Genomic DNA, 16,642 nt, shown 5'->3' on the forward strand with positions numbered 1-16,642 from the left:
TTGTTTTGTTGGTTTTATTTAAGACGAATGATAAGGAAAAAACGAAGTGCGGTCAAAATTTAAGTGATTTTACGGTATAATTTCTCAAAACTAACTCAAAGCAGGAAAAATAGATGTCAAACGCAAAAATTCTTATTATTAAAACAGGATTAATAGAAACCTTAACGTTCCCTGATGGTAGCTCATATGAAAGTGCCATCCGTAAAAAACCGGTATCGATGGTAAAAGTGCACACACTGGGTGCAGAAGGTAACGATGTGGGTTTAAAAGCCCATCACGGTGGTGTTGATAAAGCCTTGTTTTTTATGTCTGATGTGTCTTTCCCTGCTTTAAACGAGCTACTTGGTGAAAAGTTTGATTTTCACGGTAGCGCGATTTATGGTGAAAACTTTGTGGTATCCGGCTTACATGAAGATAATGTCTGCATAGGCGATCGTTACAAAATTGGCTCTACTCTGTTAGAAGTGTCTCAACCCCGCAAACCTTGCGAGCGTTTATCTCATAATACCAAGAATGAGAATACAAGAGAGGTTATTCGTCAGTCAGGTTGGACTGGCTGGTATGTTCGCGTGATCGAAGAAGGTGAAATTCATCAAGGTGATGAACTTATTTTGCAACATCGTCCTTATCCAGAATGGACAATTCGTCGTTTAAACACGCTACTTTCTACCCCTTCAAGTGTGGCTGAATTAGAAGAGGCCTTAGCCATTGAGGAATTAGCGCCAGCGTTTAAACGTTCTATCCATTCACAATTACATAATTTACAACAGGCGGCTAAAAATGTCGGCTAAAACGACCGCACTTTGCCCATGCCAATCTTCACTTTCTTACGAAGATTGCTGCGGACGCTTTCATTCAGGCAATATGTTTCCAGAAACAGCGGAACAACTTATGCGTTCCCGCTATTCAGCGTTTGTGCTCAAAAATATTCCCTATATTGTGCAAACCACGGTACCAAGCCAACAAGCGTTATTAGATCAAAAAGCCCTGCAAGATTGGGCTAATGAAACGCAATGGCTCGGTTTAGATATTATCAAAACAGAAACCTTAACCAAAACACAAAGTGCGGTTGAATTTAAAGCACATTTTCAAGGCAGCGAACAGCCGCAAGTGCATCACGAATATTCTCTTTTTGTAAAAATCGATGGCCGTTGGTATTTTGTTGATCCTACTGTGCCACTCCCAAGCAATAAACAGCCTTGTGTTTGTGGTTCAGGGAAGAAATTTAAACATTGTTGCGGAGGCTTGCTCTAATGACCCTAACGTCTTTTCTCGCATTATTCTGGCAGCGTTCTCAAGAAAACAAATTAACGCAAGCTGCCGGTTCACTCACCTACAGCACCATGCTCGCCATCGTTCCATTAATTATGGTGGTGTTTTCGATTTTCTCCGCCTTTCCTGTTTTTAACGAAGTAACCGGGGCATTGAAAGAATTCATCTTCACCAATTTTGCCCCTTCCGCAAGTGATGTTGTGGGGCAATATATTGATGAATTCGTCCATAACTCCAAGCAAATGAGTGCCGTGGGGATTGTGAGTTTGATTTTAGTGGCATTGATGCTGATTAACTCTATCGACCGCACACTTAATGGCATTTGGCAAGATACCAGTAATCGCCCGATTTTTACGTCATTTGCTATTTATTGGCTCATTTTAACGCTCGGTCCACTTTTAATCGGTACCAGCATTGCCGCAAGTTCCTATGTCAAAGCCATGTTCGAGCAATCGGAAACGCTCTCTTTTGGCTTAAAACTCCTCAGTTTTGTGCCATTTCTTTCTACTTGGTTTATCTTCACGCTTATTTATATGGTCGTGCCAAATAAGAAAGTCAGCATCAAACATTCTGCCGCAGGTGCATTAATTGCGGCAATCTTCTTCACTTTAGGGAAACAAGCTTTTACTTGGTACATTACGACATTCCCGTCTTACCAATTAATTTACGGTGCCATGGCAACACTACCCATTATGTTATTGTGGATTCAAATCAGCTGGACAGTGGTGTTATTCGGTGCACAATTAGCTGCAGTGCTTGCAGAAGTGCAGTCAATGAATCAAACAAATTTAGAGGAAGTAAAATGATTGCGTTAATTCAGCGTGTTACGCAGGCTAAAGTGGAAGTTGAAGGTCAAATTGTGGGGCAAATCGGCAAAGGATTATTAGTTTTATTAGGCGTAGAAAAAGAAGATGACCAAGCCAAAGCGGATAAACTCGCTGAGAAGGTCTTAAATTACCGTATTTTCAGCGATGAAAATGACAAAATGAATTTAAACGTGCAGCAAATCGGTGGTGAAGTGCTTGTGGTATCCCAATTTACTTTAGCCGCTAACACGCAAAAAGGCTTACGACCAAGTTTCTCAAAAGGTGCCGCACCAACATTAGCTAACGAATTATATGAGTATTTTTCGCAAAAATGTGCAGAAAAAGTCACTGTTGCCAATGGACAATTTGCGGCAGATATGCAAGTGAGCCTCACCAATGATGGTCCAGTTACATTTTGGTTAAATGTCTGAATAAAGACAAAAATCGCTATTTTTTTCACAGCAAAGGAAACTCTTTCTTTGATCGCATTGTCGTATTAACGCTCAAATGCATATAACAATTTCAAATCTCATCCATAATTGCGTTGGTAATCCCCTTATTTTATGGGTAAACTAAGGCGGTTTGATGTGGATCTTCTTAAAGTTTAGCTTGTAATAAAATGAAAAAAATTTCGTTAAAAATAACCGCTCTTTTGTTTGGATGGATAAGTTTTTCAGCCCTTGCAGAACAAACCGTGGATATTGAGATCCGCGGAATCAAGGGTGAACGCGCCATTCGCAATACAGATATGAATGTCAAACTCATTGATAAAGGTGAAATGGACGGTTCAGATCGGTATAAACAACTCGTTTCAGATGCTGTTGATAAAGGCCTTCGAGTCTTTGGTTATTATGGTTCTTCCGTGACCTTTGAATTGAAAAAACGCAAAGGTCAACGAGACTTACTTATCGCCAATGTAAAACCTGGTGAACCAAGTAAAATTGCCGGAACAGAAGTTGAAATTACAGGAGAAGCAGCAGAAGACGAAAACTTCACAGCACTCCGTAAAAACTTACCCAAAAAAGGCGAGTTAGTTGAGCATCAAAAATACGATGATTACAAAACCAGTATTTCAAACCTTGCCCTTGCTCGCGGTTATCTTGATGGAAAATTCCAAATTTCTCGCTTAGAAATCAGCCCTGAAACCCATGAAGCATGGTGGCGTATGTTATTTGATAGTGGTGTGCGGTATCATTACGGCAACATCACATTCAACCATTCCCAAATTCGCGAAGACTATTTGCAAAATATGCTCAACATTAAATCGGGCGATCCTTATTTAGTCAGCGATTTATCTGAATTAACTAACGATTTTTCTTCTACCAACTGGTTTAGCTCAGTGCTTTTACAGCCTCATGTCCGCGAAGAAGAAAAATTAGTGGATATCGAATTGTTACTTTATCCACGTAAGAAAAACTCAATGGAGCTTGGGGTCGGCTTTGCAACCGATACGGGCCCTCATGTCCAAATTGGTTGGACAAAACCTTGGATTAATAGCCGAGGTCATAGTTTCCGTACAAATCTTTACATCTCTGCACCAAAGCAAAACTTTGAAGCCACTTATAAAATACCATTGTTGAAAAATCCATTAAATTATTATTATGAATTTTCAACCGGTTATGAAAAAGAAAATAAAAACGATACGGATACCAAATCACTCACTTTTGCTGCATTACGTTATTGGAATAATAAAGAGGGGTGGCAATATTTTGCGGGTCTTCGTGTCCGTTACGACAGCTTCACGCAAGCTGATTTCACCGATAAAACGCTCCTTGTTTATCCTACCGGAGGCTTTAGCCGGACTCGTTTAAAAGGCGGTCAATTCCCAACATGGGGAGATACCCAAAAAATCACGGTCGATTTAGGGAATAAGCTTTGGATGTCAGAAGCCAATTTCTTTAAAGTTCAAGCTTCCACCGCATGGATTCGTACTTATGCAGAAAATCACCGTTTTATTACCCGTGCAGAAATTGGTTATTTAAATACCGCGGATATTCGTAAAATTCCACCAGCATTACGTTTCTTTGTGGGGGGCGATCGCAGCGTGCGAGGTTATGGCTATAAGAAAATCTCACCAAAAAATAAAGATGGAAAACTCGTGGGCGGTTCTCGCTTAGTAACAGGTAGCCTTGAATACCAATATCAAGTTTACCCAAATTGGTGGGGAGCCGTATTTGCGGATACAGGTTTAGCCGCTGATGCTTACAAAGCAAATGAGTTACGCTACGGCGCAGGTTTCGGTGTACGTTGGGCATCGCCAGTTGGCGCTATCAAATTTGATATTGCAACGCCAATTCGAGATAAAGATAACAGCAAAAACATTCAATTTTACATTGGCTTAGGGGCTGAAATTTAGGGTATGACTATGTCTGAACAAGAAAAACAACCAGATAACCAAACGACACAACCCGTTAAAAAGAAAAAGACCTGCCGTAAAATTTTATGTGTTGGAAGTGCGGTCATTTTTGTCCCTGTTTTAGGCTTGGTCACAGCACTTTCTTTTGATAGTGGACAACGTGCACTTATTCAACTCGCCGATAAAATGCTCGATAGCTTATCAATTGAGCAAGTCAGCGGTGGCTTACAAGATGGTTTAGTCTTAGAAAATTTACGTTTTCAAACAACCAGCGTAGATGTGGCTCTTCCTAAAACGCACTTACAACTGAATTTAGCTCGTTTACTTTCAGGTGAGATTATTGTTGATGACCTCAGCTTAACGCAGCCTAAAATCACCATTGATACCCGTGTCATGCCGCATTCTGAAGAGAAATCCACAGAAAGTGGTCCAATGGAAAAAATCCATTTACCGGTTTCTGTACAAGTGAAAAATGTCGCGATTACTGACTTTGATATGAAACTCGATCAAAGCAATATTACGTTTTCGTCATTTCAAAGTGCGGTCAGTTTAAACAATGAATCTGGCCTTACCCTTGAGCCCACCACGCTTTCAGATGTACTTTTCTCAACGGTCTCCCTAACTCAACCGAATCCCCCTCAGCCTGAGAAAAAAGAACCTGCTAAACCCGTTGATTGGGCGCAAATTGAGCAAACACTCACACCCGCTTTTTTAGGTAATTTAAATACGGTAAACTTGCCTTTTGATATGCACATTCCAAGTGTTTTGGGGACAAACTGGCAATATCAATCGCTCAATGAAAAAGGCGAAGAAACCCAAAAAATCACTGTGCCTAAAGTAGAATTGCAAGCGGATGCCACCGATCATTTAGTGAAATTACAAAAACTCGACATTGACAGCTCTCTTGGTACACTTTCTAGCCAAGGACAACTCCAGCTCAATGAAGATTTTCCGGTTGATCTCACATTAAAATCTGATCTCCAAGCCTTTAAATCAAAAGACAAAACTATTCTGCCAGCCAGCAAAGTTGATCTCAATTTATCGGGTTCATTGAAAAAAACGACCTCACTTTCGTTAACCACACAGGGTGTGCTTGATGCGACCTTAACGGGTGATGTGAAACTGGCTGAAGATAAAATGCCATTAAATCTGCAGTTAAAAGCGAAAAAAGGTCAATACGCTTTTGCAGATAGCCTTGCACCGCTCAAAATTAACGATGTTGATATCAAGCTTACAGGCGATTTATTGAATTATCACGCAGAGGTTGTTGGGGGCGTGGAAGGTATGGATCATATCCCTCACACTCATGTTGATTTGAATGCAGACGGTAAGCTCTATGAAGTCACCATCAACGAATTAAAACTTGCTGCCCTCGATGGTACGGCACGTTTAACGGGTTCATCAAACTGGAAAGATGGCGCGCAATGGGATGTGACCGCTGATTTAAACAAAATGAACATTCGCCCTTATGTGCCAGCCATGCCAGCCGTATTATCGGGCAAAGTGAGCTCAAAAGGCTCCGCAGATTCCAATCATTGGAAAGTGGATGTGCCAGCCGTGGATTTAACCGGTAGTCTCTCTTCTCGCCCATTAAGCTTAAAAGGTAGTGTCTTTTTAAGTCATGAAACCTTATTAAACATTCCTGATTTATTACTGAACTATGGCGATAACCGCATTGCGGCAAAAGGTATATTAGGTGATAAATCAAACCTAGATTTAGATATCAACGCACCAAGCTTGCGTGGTCTGTGGCAAGATTTAGCAGGTTCCGTGGTCGGTAAAGCTCAGATTTTAGGTAAGCTTACTGCGCCAACCATTAATACTGATTTAACGGCACAAGGCTTGCACTTCCAAGGGTTAGACTTATCCAAAGCCTTAATTAAAGGTAATGTTGTGAGTGAACCGCAAGTGAAAGGTGAACTTAACGTCAAAGCGGAAAACCTCCGCTATGGCGACAGCATTAAATTGCATAATATTGATTTGAATGCATCGGGTGATGAAAAACATCATACGCTTAACTTAAAATCCAAAGGTGAACCCGTTGCAGCTGATTTACAAATTACCGGCAATTTTGACCGCACTTCTCAGCAATGGAAGGGAAATTTAAGCCAGGTACATTTAAATTCACCCATCGGCGATTTTAAAGTTAATCAAACTATTCCGGTGACTTATGACAATAAAAAAATCCAAGCCACCATCGGATCACACTGCTGGGTTAACCAAGATTTAGATCTGTGTTTTCCACAACAATTTACGGCAGGGAAAAACGGTGAAGTCCCTTTTGAGCTTAAACGCATTAATTTAGATGTAGTGAATAGATTGATAGGTCAAAACACGCTCAAAGGCCAATTACAAAGCCGAGGAAAAGTGGCATGGTTCAGCGATAAACCGTTACAACTAAATGTGGCAGTAGAAGGTAATAACATTGGTGTGGCTCAAAAATTAGACTACCGCATCTTTAAGCTAGATATTCCTAAATTAAGTGTGAATGCCGATATTCAAAATAACAATTTAACCCTGAAATCAGACATTAACGTTCAGAATCAAGGCCGAATTGGCACAGACTTAAAAATTAATGATTTAAGTAAAGGCCGACAACTAGGCGGCACCTTTACCATTGAAGGTTTACGCTTATCCTTAGCGAATCAACTTTTCTCTAGCGGTGAAAGCATGGATGGTGAAGTGGTTTCTCGCTTAAGTTTCGGTGGCAATTTAGAAAAACCATTATTAAACGGTAATTTCGATATTCGCAATGTAAAAACAAAACTGAAAAGCCTGCCTTTTGATGTAACTGATGGTCAAGTGGCAATCCGCTTTAATGGCACTTCTTCAACTTTAAATGGTCATGTACAAACACCAGATAGTAAACTCAACATCAATGGGCTGGCTAACTGGGCACACATGAATAACTGGACGGCTGAAGTCAGAGCGCAAGCAGATAACTTCAAAGTTGATATTCCTTCTATGGCGAAGTTAAAAGTCAGCCCGAATGTGGTTGTCAAAGCCTCGCCAAAACGCTTAGATTTAAGCGGAAACGTGGATATTCCATGGGCAAGAATTGCTATTGAAAGTTTACCAGACAATGCTGAACCGGTGAGTGAAGATGAAGTGATTTTAAATGGCCCGAGAAAAAGTAAAGAAGAACTCATCAATCGCCAATTTGCAGCCGAAACTAAATCGGGCATGCAAATTCAATCTGATTTAAAAATTAAAATCGGCGATGATGTGCATTTAAATGCCTATGGTTTAAAAACGAATTTGGATGGTTTACTTTCTGTGAAACAGGATAAAGGTAAGCTAGGATTATTCGGTCAAATTAACCTGAAAAATGGTCGTTATGCTTCTTTTGGACAGGATTTATTAATTCGTAAAGGGCAAATCAGCTTCGCCGGTTTACCTTCACAACCGATGTTAAATATTGAGGCGATTCGTAACCCAGAAGCCATGGAAGACAATAAGGTCACAGCAGGGGTAAAAGTGATTGGTATGGCATCTAGTCCACAAGTCACTATTTTCTCTGATCCAGCCAAATCTCAAGAACAGGCACTTTCTTATTTATTAACTGGTCGCTCATTAGAAAACAGCGGCGAAGCCGGCTCTAGTGGTTCTGTGGGTGCGGCATTACTCGGCTTAGGTTTAGCGAAAAGTGGTAAAGTCGTCGGCGGTATTGGCGAAGCCTTTGGTATTCAAGATTTAAACTTAGGCACTGCCGGTGTTGGAGATAGCTCCAAAGTACAAGTTAGTGGTAACATTGGTAAACGCTTACAAGTGAAATACGGTGTAGGATTGTTTGATGGCTTGGCGGAAGTGACCTTGCGTTACCGCTTAATGCCACAACTTTATTTCCAATCGGTTTCCAGTACAAACCAAGTTTTTGATTTATTGTATCAATTTGAATTTTAGGAAAGGACATGCATAACGACAAGCAACTGGCTCAACTCGCAGAACCTCATCACCGAGGTGAGGCCCGGGAGATTGCCGCCATTGATTTAGGCTCAAACAGCTTCCACATGATCGTGGCGCGCATTATCAATGGCTCAATTCAGGTGCTTTCTCGTTTAAAACAAAAAGTGAGACTTGCCGATGGCTTAGACGAGCACAATGTATTAAGCCAAGAAGCCATTGAGCGCGGTGTAAATTGCCTTGCACTTTTTGCTGAACGCTTACAAGGCTTTGCGCCAGAAGATGTGAATGTCGTCGGCACTTATACCTTACGAAGAGCGGTCAATAATGACGAATTTTTACGTCAGGCTGCCACTGTCTTTCCCTATCCGATTAATATCATTAGTGGTCAAACTGAAGCCAAAACTATTTATGCGGGTGTTTGCCACACTCAACCCGAAAGCGGACGTAAACTGGTCATCGATATTGGTGGTGGCTCGACAGAAATGATCATCGGTGATGATTTCACCCCCTTAGTGGCGGAAAGTCGTCACATGGGCTGCGTCAGCTTTGCCAAAAAATTCTTCCCGAATGGACAAATTTCAAAAGAAAACTTCGAGCAAGCTCGCCAAAGTGTGGTCAATAAAATTGAAGATTTAAGCTGGGAATATCGCAAGCTCGGTTGGCAATCGGTGTTAGGTTCATCCGGCACCATCAAAACCGTCTATCAAGTGATTACTGCAACTCTTGACCCGAACGGCATCATCACCGCTGAACGCTTACAAAATTTGATTGACCGAACTTTACAAGCCTCTCATTTTGAAGAACTCAATATCGCAGGATTAAATCCAGACCGCATCGATGTATTTGTGCCAGGATTAGCCATTTTAAGTGCTGTTTTTGACGTATTTGGCTTAGAAAATATGCGCTATTCTGACGGTGCCTTGCGTGAAGGGGTGATTTACAGCCTGGAAAAAAATTTCCAAGTTTCAGACATCCGTACACGTACCGCATTAGGACTTGCCGAACAATTTAACTTAGATTTAGCGCAAGCCGATCGCGTGGCAAATAGTTCAAAAACCTTAATTGACCAATACACCCATTGGCAAAAACCGCATCTCGCTGATGAAATGAAAAATCTGTTGATTTGGGCAGCGCGCTTATTAGAAGTAGGCATCGTAATCAATCATCGAAATGTGCAAAAACATTCCGCTTATATTCTGCAAAATATGGAATTACCGGGTTTTGATCGCGAGCAGCAACGCTTATTGGTGAATTTAGTTCGTTATCATACGGGTGCATTTAAAAAGAATGATTTACCGATTTTTGCTCGTTATGCAGATGAAGATATCCTTGTTTTACTGCTTCTTTTACGCATTTCGGTGATTTTAAATAAATCTCGCCAAGCAACAGATAGCACGGATAAAATTAATCTCAGAATTGACCGCTCTTTGCAGACTTGGGAACTAACTTTTGAGAAACATTATTTGGATAACAATCCATTAGTGTGGAATGAATTGCGCTTAGAAAGCAATTTACTCAAAGATTTAGAACTCAGTTTGATTTTTAACTGATAGAATAGGGGCTTCCATGCCCTTATTTTTTATCTTGCTCCAACAGCAAACTATAAATATTGGCGAGATAATAGCTCTGCTCGGCTTCGGGAATATCTTGCGGAATAAAAGAAAGCAAATCGTGGTGAATTTCCAAAACATTAGGGAAAATGACCGCACTTTGCATTTCATCATAAAAGGGTTGATGGAGCGGAGAAACGCAACCGCCTCGTTTTAAGCGGGCAAGGCTGTTGGCAATATGCAATAAGAGTGTGATGACGGTCGGAATCGACACATCAATGCGCCAATGATGCTCTAGGCGACTTTGCAAAGTCAGAATAATATCAATAACGTCCTGATCAATCTGACCGCGAATTTTCCAACGGGTTAATTGTTTGAGTAACGACATAACATTCCTTTTTAAGATAGGATAACTTTACCGCTATTTCATAAAATTACCAGTGCACAGATCACAAAATTGAAACAAAGTGAAAAAATTTACTAACTAGGAAAGCAATAAATGATAGATAACAGACTTTTTGAAAAATATGATGGCCTTATTTTTGATATGGATGGCACCTTAATCGACACCATGCCAGTGCACGCCCGCGCGTGGAGTATGGTAGGGGAACAATTTGGTTATCGTTTTAACAGCCAAATTATGTATGATTTAGGTGGCGCAACCGTGAGCACTATCGCCTCAGCTATTATGCAAGATGCCGGTATGCCACAAGAACGTTTAGATGAAGTCATACAAGCAAAACGCAAACTTTCTTACGAATTGATTCCAACAGAATCAAAATTACTCCCAACCTTTGATGTAGTGCGTCATTACTATCAACAAAAGCCAATTGCGCTCGGCTCAGGTTCGAACCGCCAAATGATTGATATGTTGATGCAAAAATTAGACATCAAACATTACTTTAACGCTATTGTGAGTGCTGATGATGTGAAAGAACATAAACCGCATCCAGAAACCTTTTTACGTTGCGCAGAACTGGCAAAAGCCGAACCATCACGTTGCATCGTTTTTGAAGATGCCGATCTCGGCGTAAAAGCGGGATTAAACGCAGGGATGGATGTGTTTGATGTTAGAACGCGCGAGATTATTAGAGCCTAATGTGGGACATTTTCTCTTTCAGCTTTTGGGCTGATTTTTGGCAAACCCATGGCTTGTGGTTGATGTTTTTCAGCGCTTTCTTAAGTGCCACCATCTTGCCGGGTAATTCAGAAATTGTGTTTGTCTCTCTTGCTGCGCCAAAAGTATTGGTCGGATCGTTATTAAGTGCGGATATTTTTTGGCTTGTTTTTCTGGCAACCGCAGGTAATACACTTGGCAGCCTCACCACTTACTGGATTGGCCGATGGTTTCCGAAAATTGACAGCAAAAATGACCGCACTTTATGGGCGATAAACAAAATACAACGCTATGGTGCCATCACTCTATTATTGAGCTGGTTGCCTATTATCGGGGATGTGTTTTGTGCGGTAGCCGGTTGGCTTCGATTGAATTGGCTAAGTTGTTTGATTTTTATGACAATTGGAAAAGGACTGCGTTATATTGCGTTACTCTTTTTCAGTTTACCTTTCGTATCATAGCCGAGAATAGCCTTTGTGCATAACCTAGTTGTGGGCTAGAATAAAGACGAATTGATATTCAACAGATAAAAAACGCCCCTTATCAAGTAAGGGGCAAATAACCTAAGGAACCAATTTTATTAAAACAACTGCAAGTTGCTTGTTCTATAAGACCGACGCTAAAAAGAAAAGTTCAAAGGAATTGTAAAAAAATGTAAAAAAATTTACAAAAACTTGCAATTAATTTACAAATCACTGATTTTCAAGGAAATAAATATGCCATTACTCGACAGTTTTAAAGTGGATCACACCCGTATGAACGCACCAGCCGTGCGCGTTGCCAAAACGATGCGTACCCCAAAGGGCGATGACATCACGGTTTTTGATCTTCGTTTTTGCATTCCAAACAAAGAAATTCTCCCACCAAAAGGGATTCACACTCTTGAGCATTTATTTGCGGGCTTCATGCGTGACCATTTAAACAATGACAATGTAGAAATCATCGATATTTCCCCAATGGGCTGTCGTACAGGTTTTTACATGTCATTAATTGGCACACCAAACGAACAACAAGTGGCTGATGCATGGTTAGCTTCCATGAAAGATATTTTAACCGTGCAAGATCAAAACCAAATTCCTGAATTAAACGAATACCAATGCGGAACTTACACCGAACATTCTTTAGAAGAAGCACATGAAATTGCTAAAAATGTGATTGCTCGTGGTGTGGGGATTAATAAAAATGACGATTTAGCACTTGATGAATCTTTCTTAAAATAAGGACACAACATGACAACCCTAGGTACAGCATTAACCCCGAATGCTATCAAAGTGATGATGCTTGGCTCTGGTGAACTGGGCAAAGAGGTGGTGATTGAATTACAACGTTTAGGCGTGGAAGTGATTGCCGTCGATCGTTATGAAAACGCCCCAGCACAACAAGTGGCACATCGTGCTTATACGATTTCCATGCTAGATGGTGCAGCACTCAAAGCCTTAGTGGAAAAAGAGCGCCCTGATTACATTGTGCCGGAAGTGGAAGCCATCGCGACTGATACGCTGATTGAATTAGAAAAAGCGGGTTTTAATGTTGTTCCTACCGCCAAAGCCACCAAGCTGACGATGAATCGCGAAGGTATTCGCCGTTTAGCCGCTGAAGAACTTGGCTTGCCAACCTCACCTTATCAATTTGTCGATAACTTTGCTGACTTCCAAAGTGCAGTTGAAAAAATCAGTATTCCTTGCGTGGTGAAACCGATTATGTCCTCTTCTGGCCACGGTCAAAGTATTTTGAAATCCAAAGACGACTTACAAAAAGCCTGGGATTACGCTCAACAAGGTGGCCGAGCAGGTGCGGGACGCGTGATTGTAGAAGGGTTTGTTAAATTCGATTATGAAATCACCTTGCTCACCGTTCGCCACATCAACGGCACCAGCTTCTTAGCACCAATCGGCCATCGTCAAGAAGATGGCGACTATCGCGAATCTTGGCAGCCACAAGCCATGTCTGATGTAGCGTTGAAAAAAGCACAAGACGTAGCAGAGAAAATTACCACAGCATTAGGTGGTCGCGGCATTTTCGGTGTGGAAATGTTTGTATGTGGTGATGAGGTGATCTTCAATGAAGTCTCCCCACGCCCACATGATACCGGAATGGTCACGCTAATTTCTCAAGAATTATCTGAGTTCGCCTTGCACGCCCGTGCAATATTAGGCTTACCGATTCCAGAAATCACCCTTATTAGCCCATCCGCTTCAAAAGCCATTGTGGTAGAAGGCCAATCGAAAAACGTGCAATTTGGCAATATCGCCGAAGTGTTAGCTGAACCGAACACTAATATTCGCATTTTCGGCAAAGGCGAAGTCAATGGTCATCGCCGTTTAGGTGTGTTACTCGCTCGTGATATTTCTGTAGAAAAAGCATTGGAAAAAGTAGAACGAGCTTACGCGAAGTTGAATGTGAAATTATAAGATTTACTTAACATAAGCATCATTGAAAATAAAAAGAGCGGTCAATTTTTGAGTGGTTTTAAAACTCTTTGAAAATTGACCGCACTTTCAAACATTAAATTCTACGAATACTTTTTCATTAATTCATAAATTGGTTTTAATTGAGGCTCATTCTCTGTAGGTTTATAACTTTCAAGAATAGTTTCATCCTCATTTACTAAGTAATGCACATTTGCCCCTTTTTGAAGCATAAGCTCTAAAACATCCAATCTCTCTGGGATATATCCAATCATAGATAAAGGGATTAAACCATCTTGGTTCGGTAAATTAGGATTTGCTCCTGCTTTGAGTAACGCTATCGCTGCCTCAGCATTTTTACTCCGTAATGCATAATGCAAAGGAGTCATTCCATATATATCCTGAGCATTAATATCTATACCCTTATTAATTAGATAATTAATAACATCAGAGGATGGTTTATTTGACTCAAATCCTAATAAGGCTTTATGCAACCAATTCCAACACTCTACAGGAGTTACTTCCATGATATTCCTTTCCTTATTTTGAAAAAGCTCTTCCAATAAAGTTAAATCACCAGAATCCATTGCATCTAAAATTTTTATGCCCATTTCTAACTTATTATTCATTTATTTTCCTCTTTCAAAGTTTTTCATATCACGAACAATTCGTTCAATATCATCTCTACCAGGCATCTCATTTCTATGACTTCGATTTTCAGACATATTTTCTAACCTAAATTTATTAGGTCTTGCATTTACATAATCATTAAATTGTTTTTGACTCCAATTTAATTCTTTAGCTGCAAGATGCATATCTATTAAAAAGTGCGGTCAGTTTTTAAGAGGTTTTAAAACTCTTTAAAATTAACCGCACTTTACATTTTTGAGGACAATATCTTACCGATAAATACTCGTACAATACGTCAGGGCTTGTCTTACGGCTTTTCCTAATTCTTCATCTGAAATATTCTTGTCATATTTAAATTCTAATGCTGAATTGTCAGGAAGTGAAATTCCTGTACTTCCATCTAAAGAATCTTGATGAAGAGGCGAAATAGTTATATATAAATCATCTTGCTCTAAAGATAAAGAAGACATATCCTTATAGATAGATTTTTTATTTTTGTATCCGTAGCGTTTTTTCATATCTTCCTCAAGTCTTTTTTGCAACCCTTTCATTTTTTCAGAATTAAAGATAGCCTGAAACTCTTCGAATGAAATTTCTTTACTTTCATTAAGCTTTTCTTTAATTAACCTTCCTAGATCTAAATCAGAAATATCAACTTCATTAAAAATAAAATCTTGATCTGGATTTACCATTGAAAGCATTCCAGTAATCAGAGATGTTACCAAAATAAAATCACAATTAACTTCAATAAATATACTTTTAGACTTACTCATATTAATTTACCTTATTAACAATGATATTAGTTCCTTTCGATCTAGCATATTCTATAGATTTATCTATAGCTTTCATCTGTTCTTTTGATGTTCTAGCCGGAATTGCCAAATATAATTCTCTAGATTTAATATTTGAGGAACGTAAAATAAATAAACCTTTCTTATCTTGTTTAAAATTGACCATATCATCAACATACTTATTCAATGTATAAGTAATTTTTGATGGATTTTGGTAAGTTTTTGAACCAACCGTATCCATTGTTTTTGAACTTATTGCTGTACCATCAGGAAGAAGATGATCAAAGGTTTTAAAATTAGGTTTGATATCATTTAAGTTTATTGAGCCATCTGGAAGCTTCGATTGAACATAAGCTTCCCATGGTTTACCTTGATTTGAAATCCCTTTCCCCCACTGAATACCTATTTGACTATTAGGTATGCCTTTTCTTGATAAGTTTAATTTTCCGGATTTAGCTATATCTGTAATCTTAGAGATCCCTTCAACCATCGCCAATCCCGCACCACTTAGAACAACTCCTCCTGTTGAAACACCTTTCATTTTACCTTGGCGGTAACCTTGCATTTCACCCGCAAGTTTTGGATTCTCTTGAAGAGCACGCGCATAAGCCTCATCCCAATCTTTCAACGAGACCACAACATTATTATAGGTTTTCTCTGGGTTTGAAATAGCTTCCCATAAAGACACTACGGTATCATCTAAATTAACAACTGCATCTGCTGTTTCTTTAACACTATCAAGTTGCCCTTGAGCTTCTGCAAGTTCTAGACCTTCTTGATATTCTTTAGCTTTATCTTCATCTCCATTGAATAAAACCTTGGCATACATTTCAATGTTTTGCTTACGCTCATCACTAGGATGAACGTCATCAGCCATGCTGTTATTCTCCACAGCATCCTTCGCCGTTTTAGCTGCAATAATCGCCCCATCAGAGCTATCTGATAAACTCCCACCGGCAATACCCGCTGCTACCTGGCTTAAAGACGATACCGTACGTTTTTCTTCTTCGCTAAGCTTTTCAGGTGATTTATTGTAAAGTGTCGAGGCAAGGAAATGAGCCGCCGCCTCACCACCAGCTGCACCCGCCGCACCCGCAGCAACATTACGATTGCCCGCATAAGCCTCTACCGCGCCCCAAAGTGCATGAGTTGTCAAATTAAGCGCGGTATTCACATTGCCTTTTGCATCTGTTGTCGCTTTCTTAATTTGATTATTCACCGCAGGCGATAATCCTGAAGCCACGACTTCCGCTGCCGGTCCCGGCTAAAGCGGTGCTGATAACATTTAATGCCGAATCAATGACAAGACGTTGACTTCCACCTGTTTCCCATTCTTTGTTGTGCTAGATTGGCTATTGGAATCTTTACTATACACCAATGCAGGGGTTAGGTTTAATAGTAATATTCGCATTTTCGGCAAAGGCGAAGTGAATGGCCATCGCCGTTTAGGTGTCTTGCTCGCTCGTGATATTTCCGTAGAAAAAGCATTAGAAAAAGTAGAGCGCGCTTACTCGAAGCTAGATGTGAAATTATAAGGTTTTCTTGAAATAAGCATTATTGAAAATACAAAAAGAGCGGTCAATTTTTTAGAGGTTTTAAAACTCTTTGAAAATTGACCGCACTTTACACCTAGATACTTTAAATTTTCTTAATCAAAAATTAAAAATCTAACTAATTATTAAATAATTAAGATCGTAAAGTTTAATTGTTTTAAACAACATAACTTTATAAAAGTAAACTTATAAAGCATAATCATTATTTATTTTTCATATTTTTACTCAAGTAAAAACAGAATAGAAGCAAAAC

Annotated in this window: 16 protein-coding genes and 1 pseudogene; 12 read left to right on the forward strand and 5 right to left on the reverse strand. The window is 39.8% G+C overall.

The genetic code is table 11. The features are described 5' to 3' along the window. The first annotated feature begins 113 nt into the window (after positions 1-113). The 7 genes from DX522_RS05450 (at position 114) to ppx (ending at position 9,890) form a co-directional block, all read left to right on the forward strand. On the forward strand, positions 114-791 hold the full coding sequence (locus DX522_RS05450; protein ID WP_115180080.1) for an MOSC domain-containing protein: 678 nt from the start codon (positions 114-116) through the stop codon (positions 789-791). Further along, entirely contained in the window at positions 781-1,254 is a 474-nt protein-coding gene (locus DX522_RS05455; protein WP_115180081.1) for a YchJ family protein, read from the forward strand. Before DX522_RS05450 ends, DX522_RS05455 begins: the two co-directional genes overlap by 11 nt. Then, a complete protein-coding gene (locus DX522_RS05460) occupies positions 1,254-2,078 on the forward strand; it encodes a virulence factor BrkB family protein (protein ID WP_049364272.1) in 825 nt (274 codons plus the stop codon). The genes DX522_RS05455 and DX522_RS05460 overlap by 1 nt, the downstream gene beginning before the upstream one ends. Further along, a complete protein-coding gene (gene dtd / locus DX522_RS05465) occupies positions 2,075-2,509 on the forward strand; it encodes a D-aminoacyl-tRNA deacylase (RefSeq protein ID WP_115180082.1) in 435 nt (144 codons plus the stop codon). The genes DX522_RS05460 and dtd overlap by 4 nt, the downstream gene beginning before the upstream one ends. A 188-nt stretch (positions 2,510-2,697) precedes the next feature. Further along, positions 2,698-4,434 carry an autotransporter assembly complex protein TamA gene (locus DX522_RS05470; protein WP_115180083.1) on the forward strand — a complete coding sequence of 579 codons (1,737 nt, stop codon included), beginning with the start codon at positions 2,698-2,700 and terminating at the stop codon, positions 4,432-4,434. 3 nt (positions 4,435-4,437) lie between these two features. Continuing rightward, positions 4,438-8,337, forward strand: coding sequence for a translocation/assembly module TamB domain-containing protein (locus DX522_RS05475; RefSeq protein ID WP_410002737.1), 3,900 nt, complete (start codon positions 4,438-4,440; stop codon positions 8,335-8,337). 8 nt (positions 8,338-8,345) lie between these two features. After that, on the forward strand, positions 8,346-9,890 hold the full coding sequence (ppx, locus tag DX522_RS05480) for an exopolyphosphatase (protein ID WP_115180085.1): 1,545 nt from the start codon (positions 8,346-8,348) through the stop codon (positions 9,888-9,890). Between the two features lie 22 nt (positions 9,891-9,912). Here the strand turns inward: ppx and DX522_RS05485 are convergent, their stop codons facing one another. Beyond that, a complete protein-coding gene (locus DX522_RS05485; RefSeq protein WP_115180086.1) occupies positions 9,913-10,278 on the reverse strand; it encodes a PRD domain-containing protein in 366 nt (121 codons plus the stop codon). 111 nt (positions 10,279-10,389) lie between these two features. Between DX522_RS05485 and DX522_RS05490 the strand changes: the two genes are divergently transcribed. The 4 genes from DX522_RS05490 (at position 10,390) to purT (DX522_RS05505) (ending at position 13,418) form a co-directional block, all read left to right on the forward strand. Next, on the forward strand, positions 10,390-10,989 hold the full coding sequence (locus tag DX522_RS05490) for a beta-phosphoglucomutase family hydrolase (RefSeq protein ID WP_115180087.1): 600 nt from the start codon (positions 10,390-10,392) through the stop codon (positions 10,987-10,989). Further along, positions 10,989-11,468, forward strand: coding sequence for a YqaA family protein (locus tag DX522_RS05495; RefSeq protein ID WP_070853235.1), 480 nt, complete (start codon positions 10,989-10,991; stop codon positions 11,466-11,468). The genes DX522_RS05490 and DX522_RS05495 overlap by 1 nt, the downstream gene beginning before the upstream one ends. 255 nt (positions 11,469-11,723) lie before the next feature. Then, positions 11,724-12,227: an S-ribosylhomocysteine lyase gene (gene luxS / locus DX522_RS05500; RefSeq protein WP_049365080.1), complete on the forward strand. Its 504-nt coding sequence runs from the start codon at positions 11,724-11,726 to the stop codon at positions 12,225-12,227. A 9-nt stretch (positions 12,228-12,236) separates the two neighbouring features. Further along, on the forward strand, positions 12,237-13,418 hold the full coding sequence (gene purT / locus DX522_RS05505) for a formate-dependent phosphoribosylglycinamide formyltransferase (RefSeq protein WP_115180088.1): 1,182 nt from the start codon (positions 12,237-12,239) through the stop codon (positions 13,416-13,418). 101 nt (positions 13,419-13,519) lie between these two features. On the opposite strand, the gene DX522_RS05510 is transcribed toward purT (DX522_RS05505), so the two are convergent. From DX522_RS05510 to DX522_RS05525, 4 genes are all read right to left on the reverse strand, one after another. Continuing rightward, positions 13,520-14,044 carry an ankyrin repeat domain-containing protein gene (locus DX522_RS05510; protein ID WP_049364262.1) on the reverse strand — a complete coding sequence of 175 codons (525 nt, stop codon included), beginning with the start codon at positions 14,042-14,044 and terminating at the stop codon, positions 13,520-13,522. Then, the gene (locus DX522_RS05515; protein WP_115180089.1) at positions 14,045-14,230 is read right to left on the reverse strand and encodes a GH-E family nuclease; all 186 of its coding nucleotides are present in this window, start codon (positions 14,228-14,230) and stop codon (positions 14,045-14,047) included. An 84-nt stretch (positions 14,231-14,314) separates the two neighbouring features. Beyond that, entirely contained in the window at positions 14,315-14,818 is a 504-nt protein-coding gene (locus tag DX522_RS05520) for a contact-dependent growth inhibition system immunity protein (protein ID WP_115180090.1), read from the reverse strand. Position 14,819: 1 nt separating this feature from the next. Further along, the gene (locus tag DX522_RS05525) at positions 14,820-16,079 is read right to left on the reverse strand and encodes a VENN motif pre-toxin domain-containing protein (protein WP_115180091.1); all 1,260 of its coding nucleotides are present in this window, start codon (positions 16,077-16,079) and stop codon (positions 14,820-14,822) included. 151 nt (positions 16,080-16,230) lie between these two features. On the opposite strand from DX522_RS05525, the pseudogene purT (DX522_RS05530) reads away from it, so the two are divergent. After that, a pseudogene (gene purT, locus DX522_RS05530) lies at positions 16,231-16,371 on the forward strand (phosphoribosylglycinamide formyltransferase 2); the annotation flags it as partial. Positions 16,372-16,642: the final 271 nt, after the last annotated feature.

The sequence above is a fragment of the Haemophilus parainfluenzae genome (genome assembly GCF_900450995.1).
GTDB lineage: Bacteria > Pseudomonadota > Gammaproteobacteria > Enterobacterales > Pasteurellaceae > Haemophilus_D > Haemophilus_D parainfluenzae_O.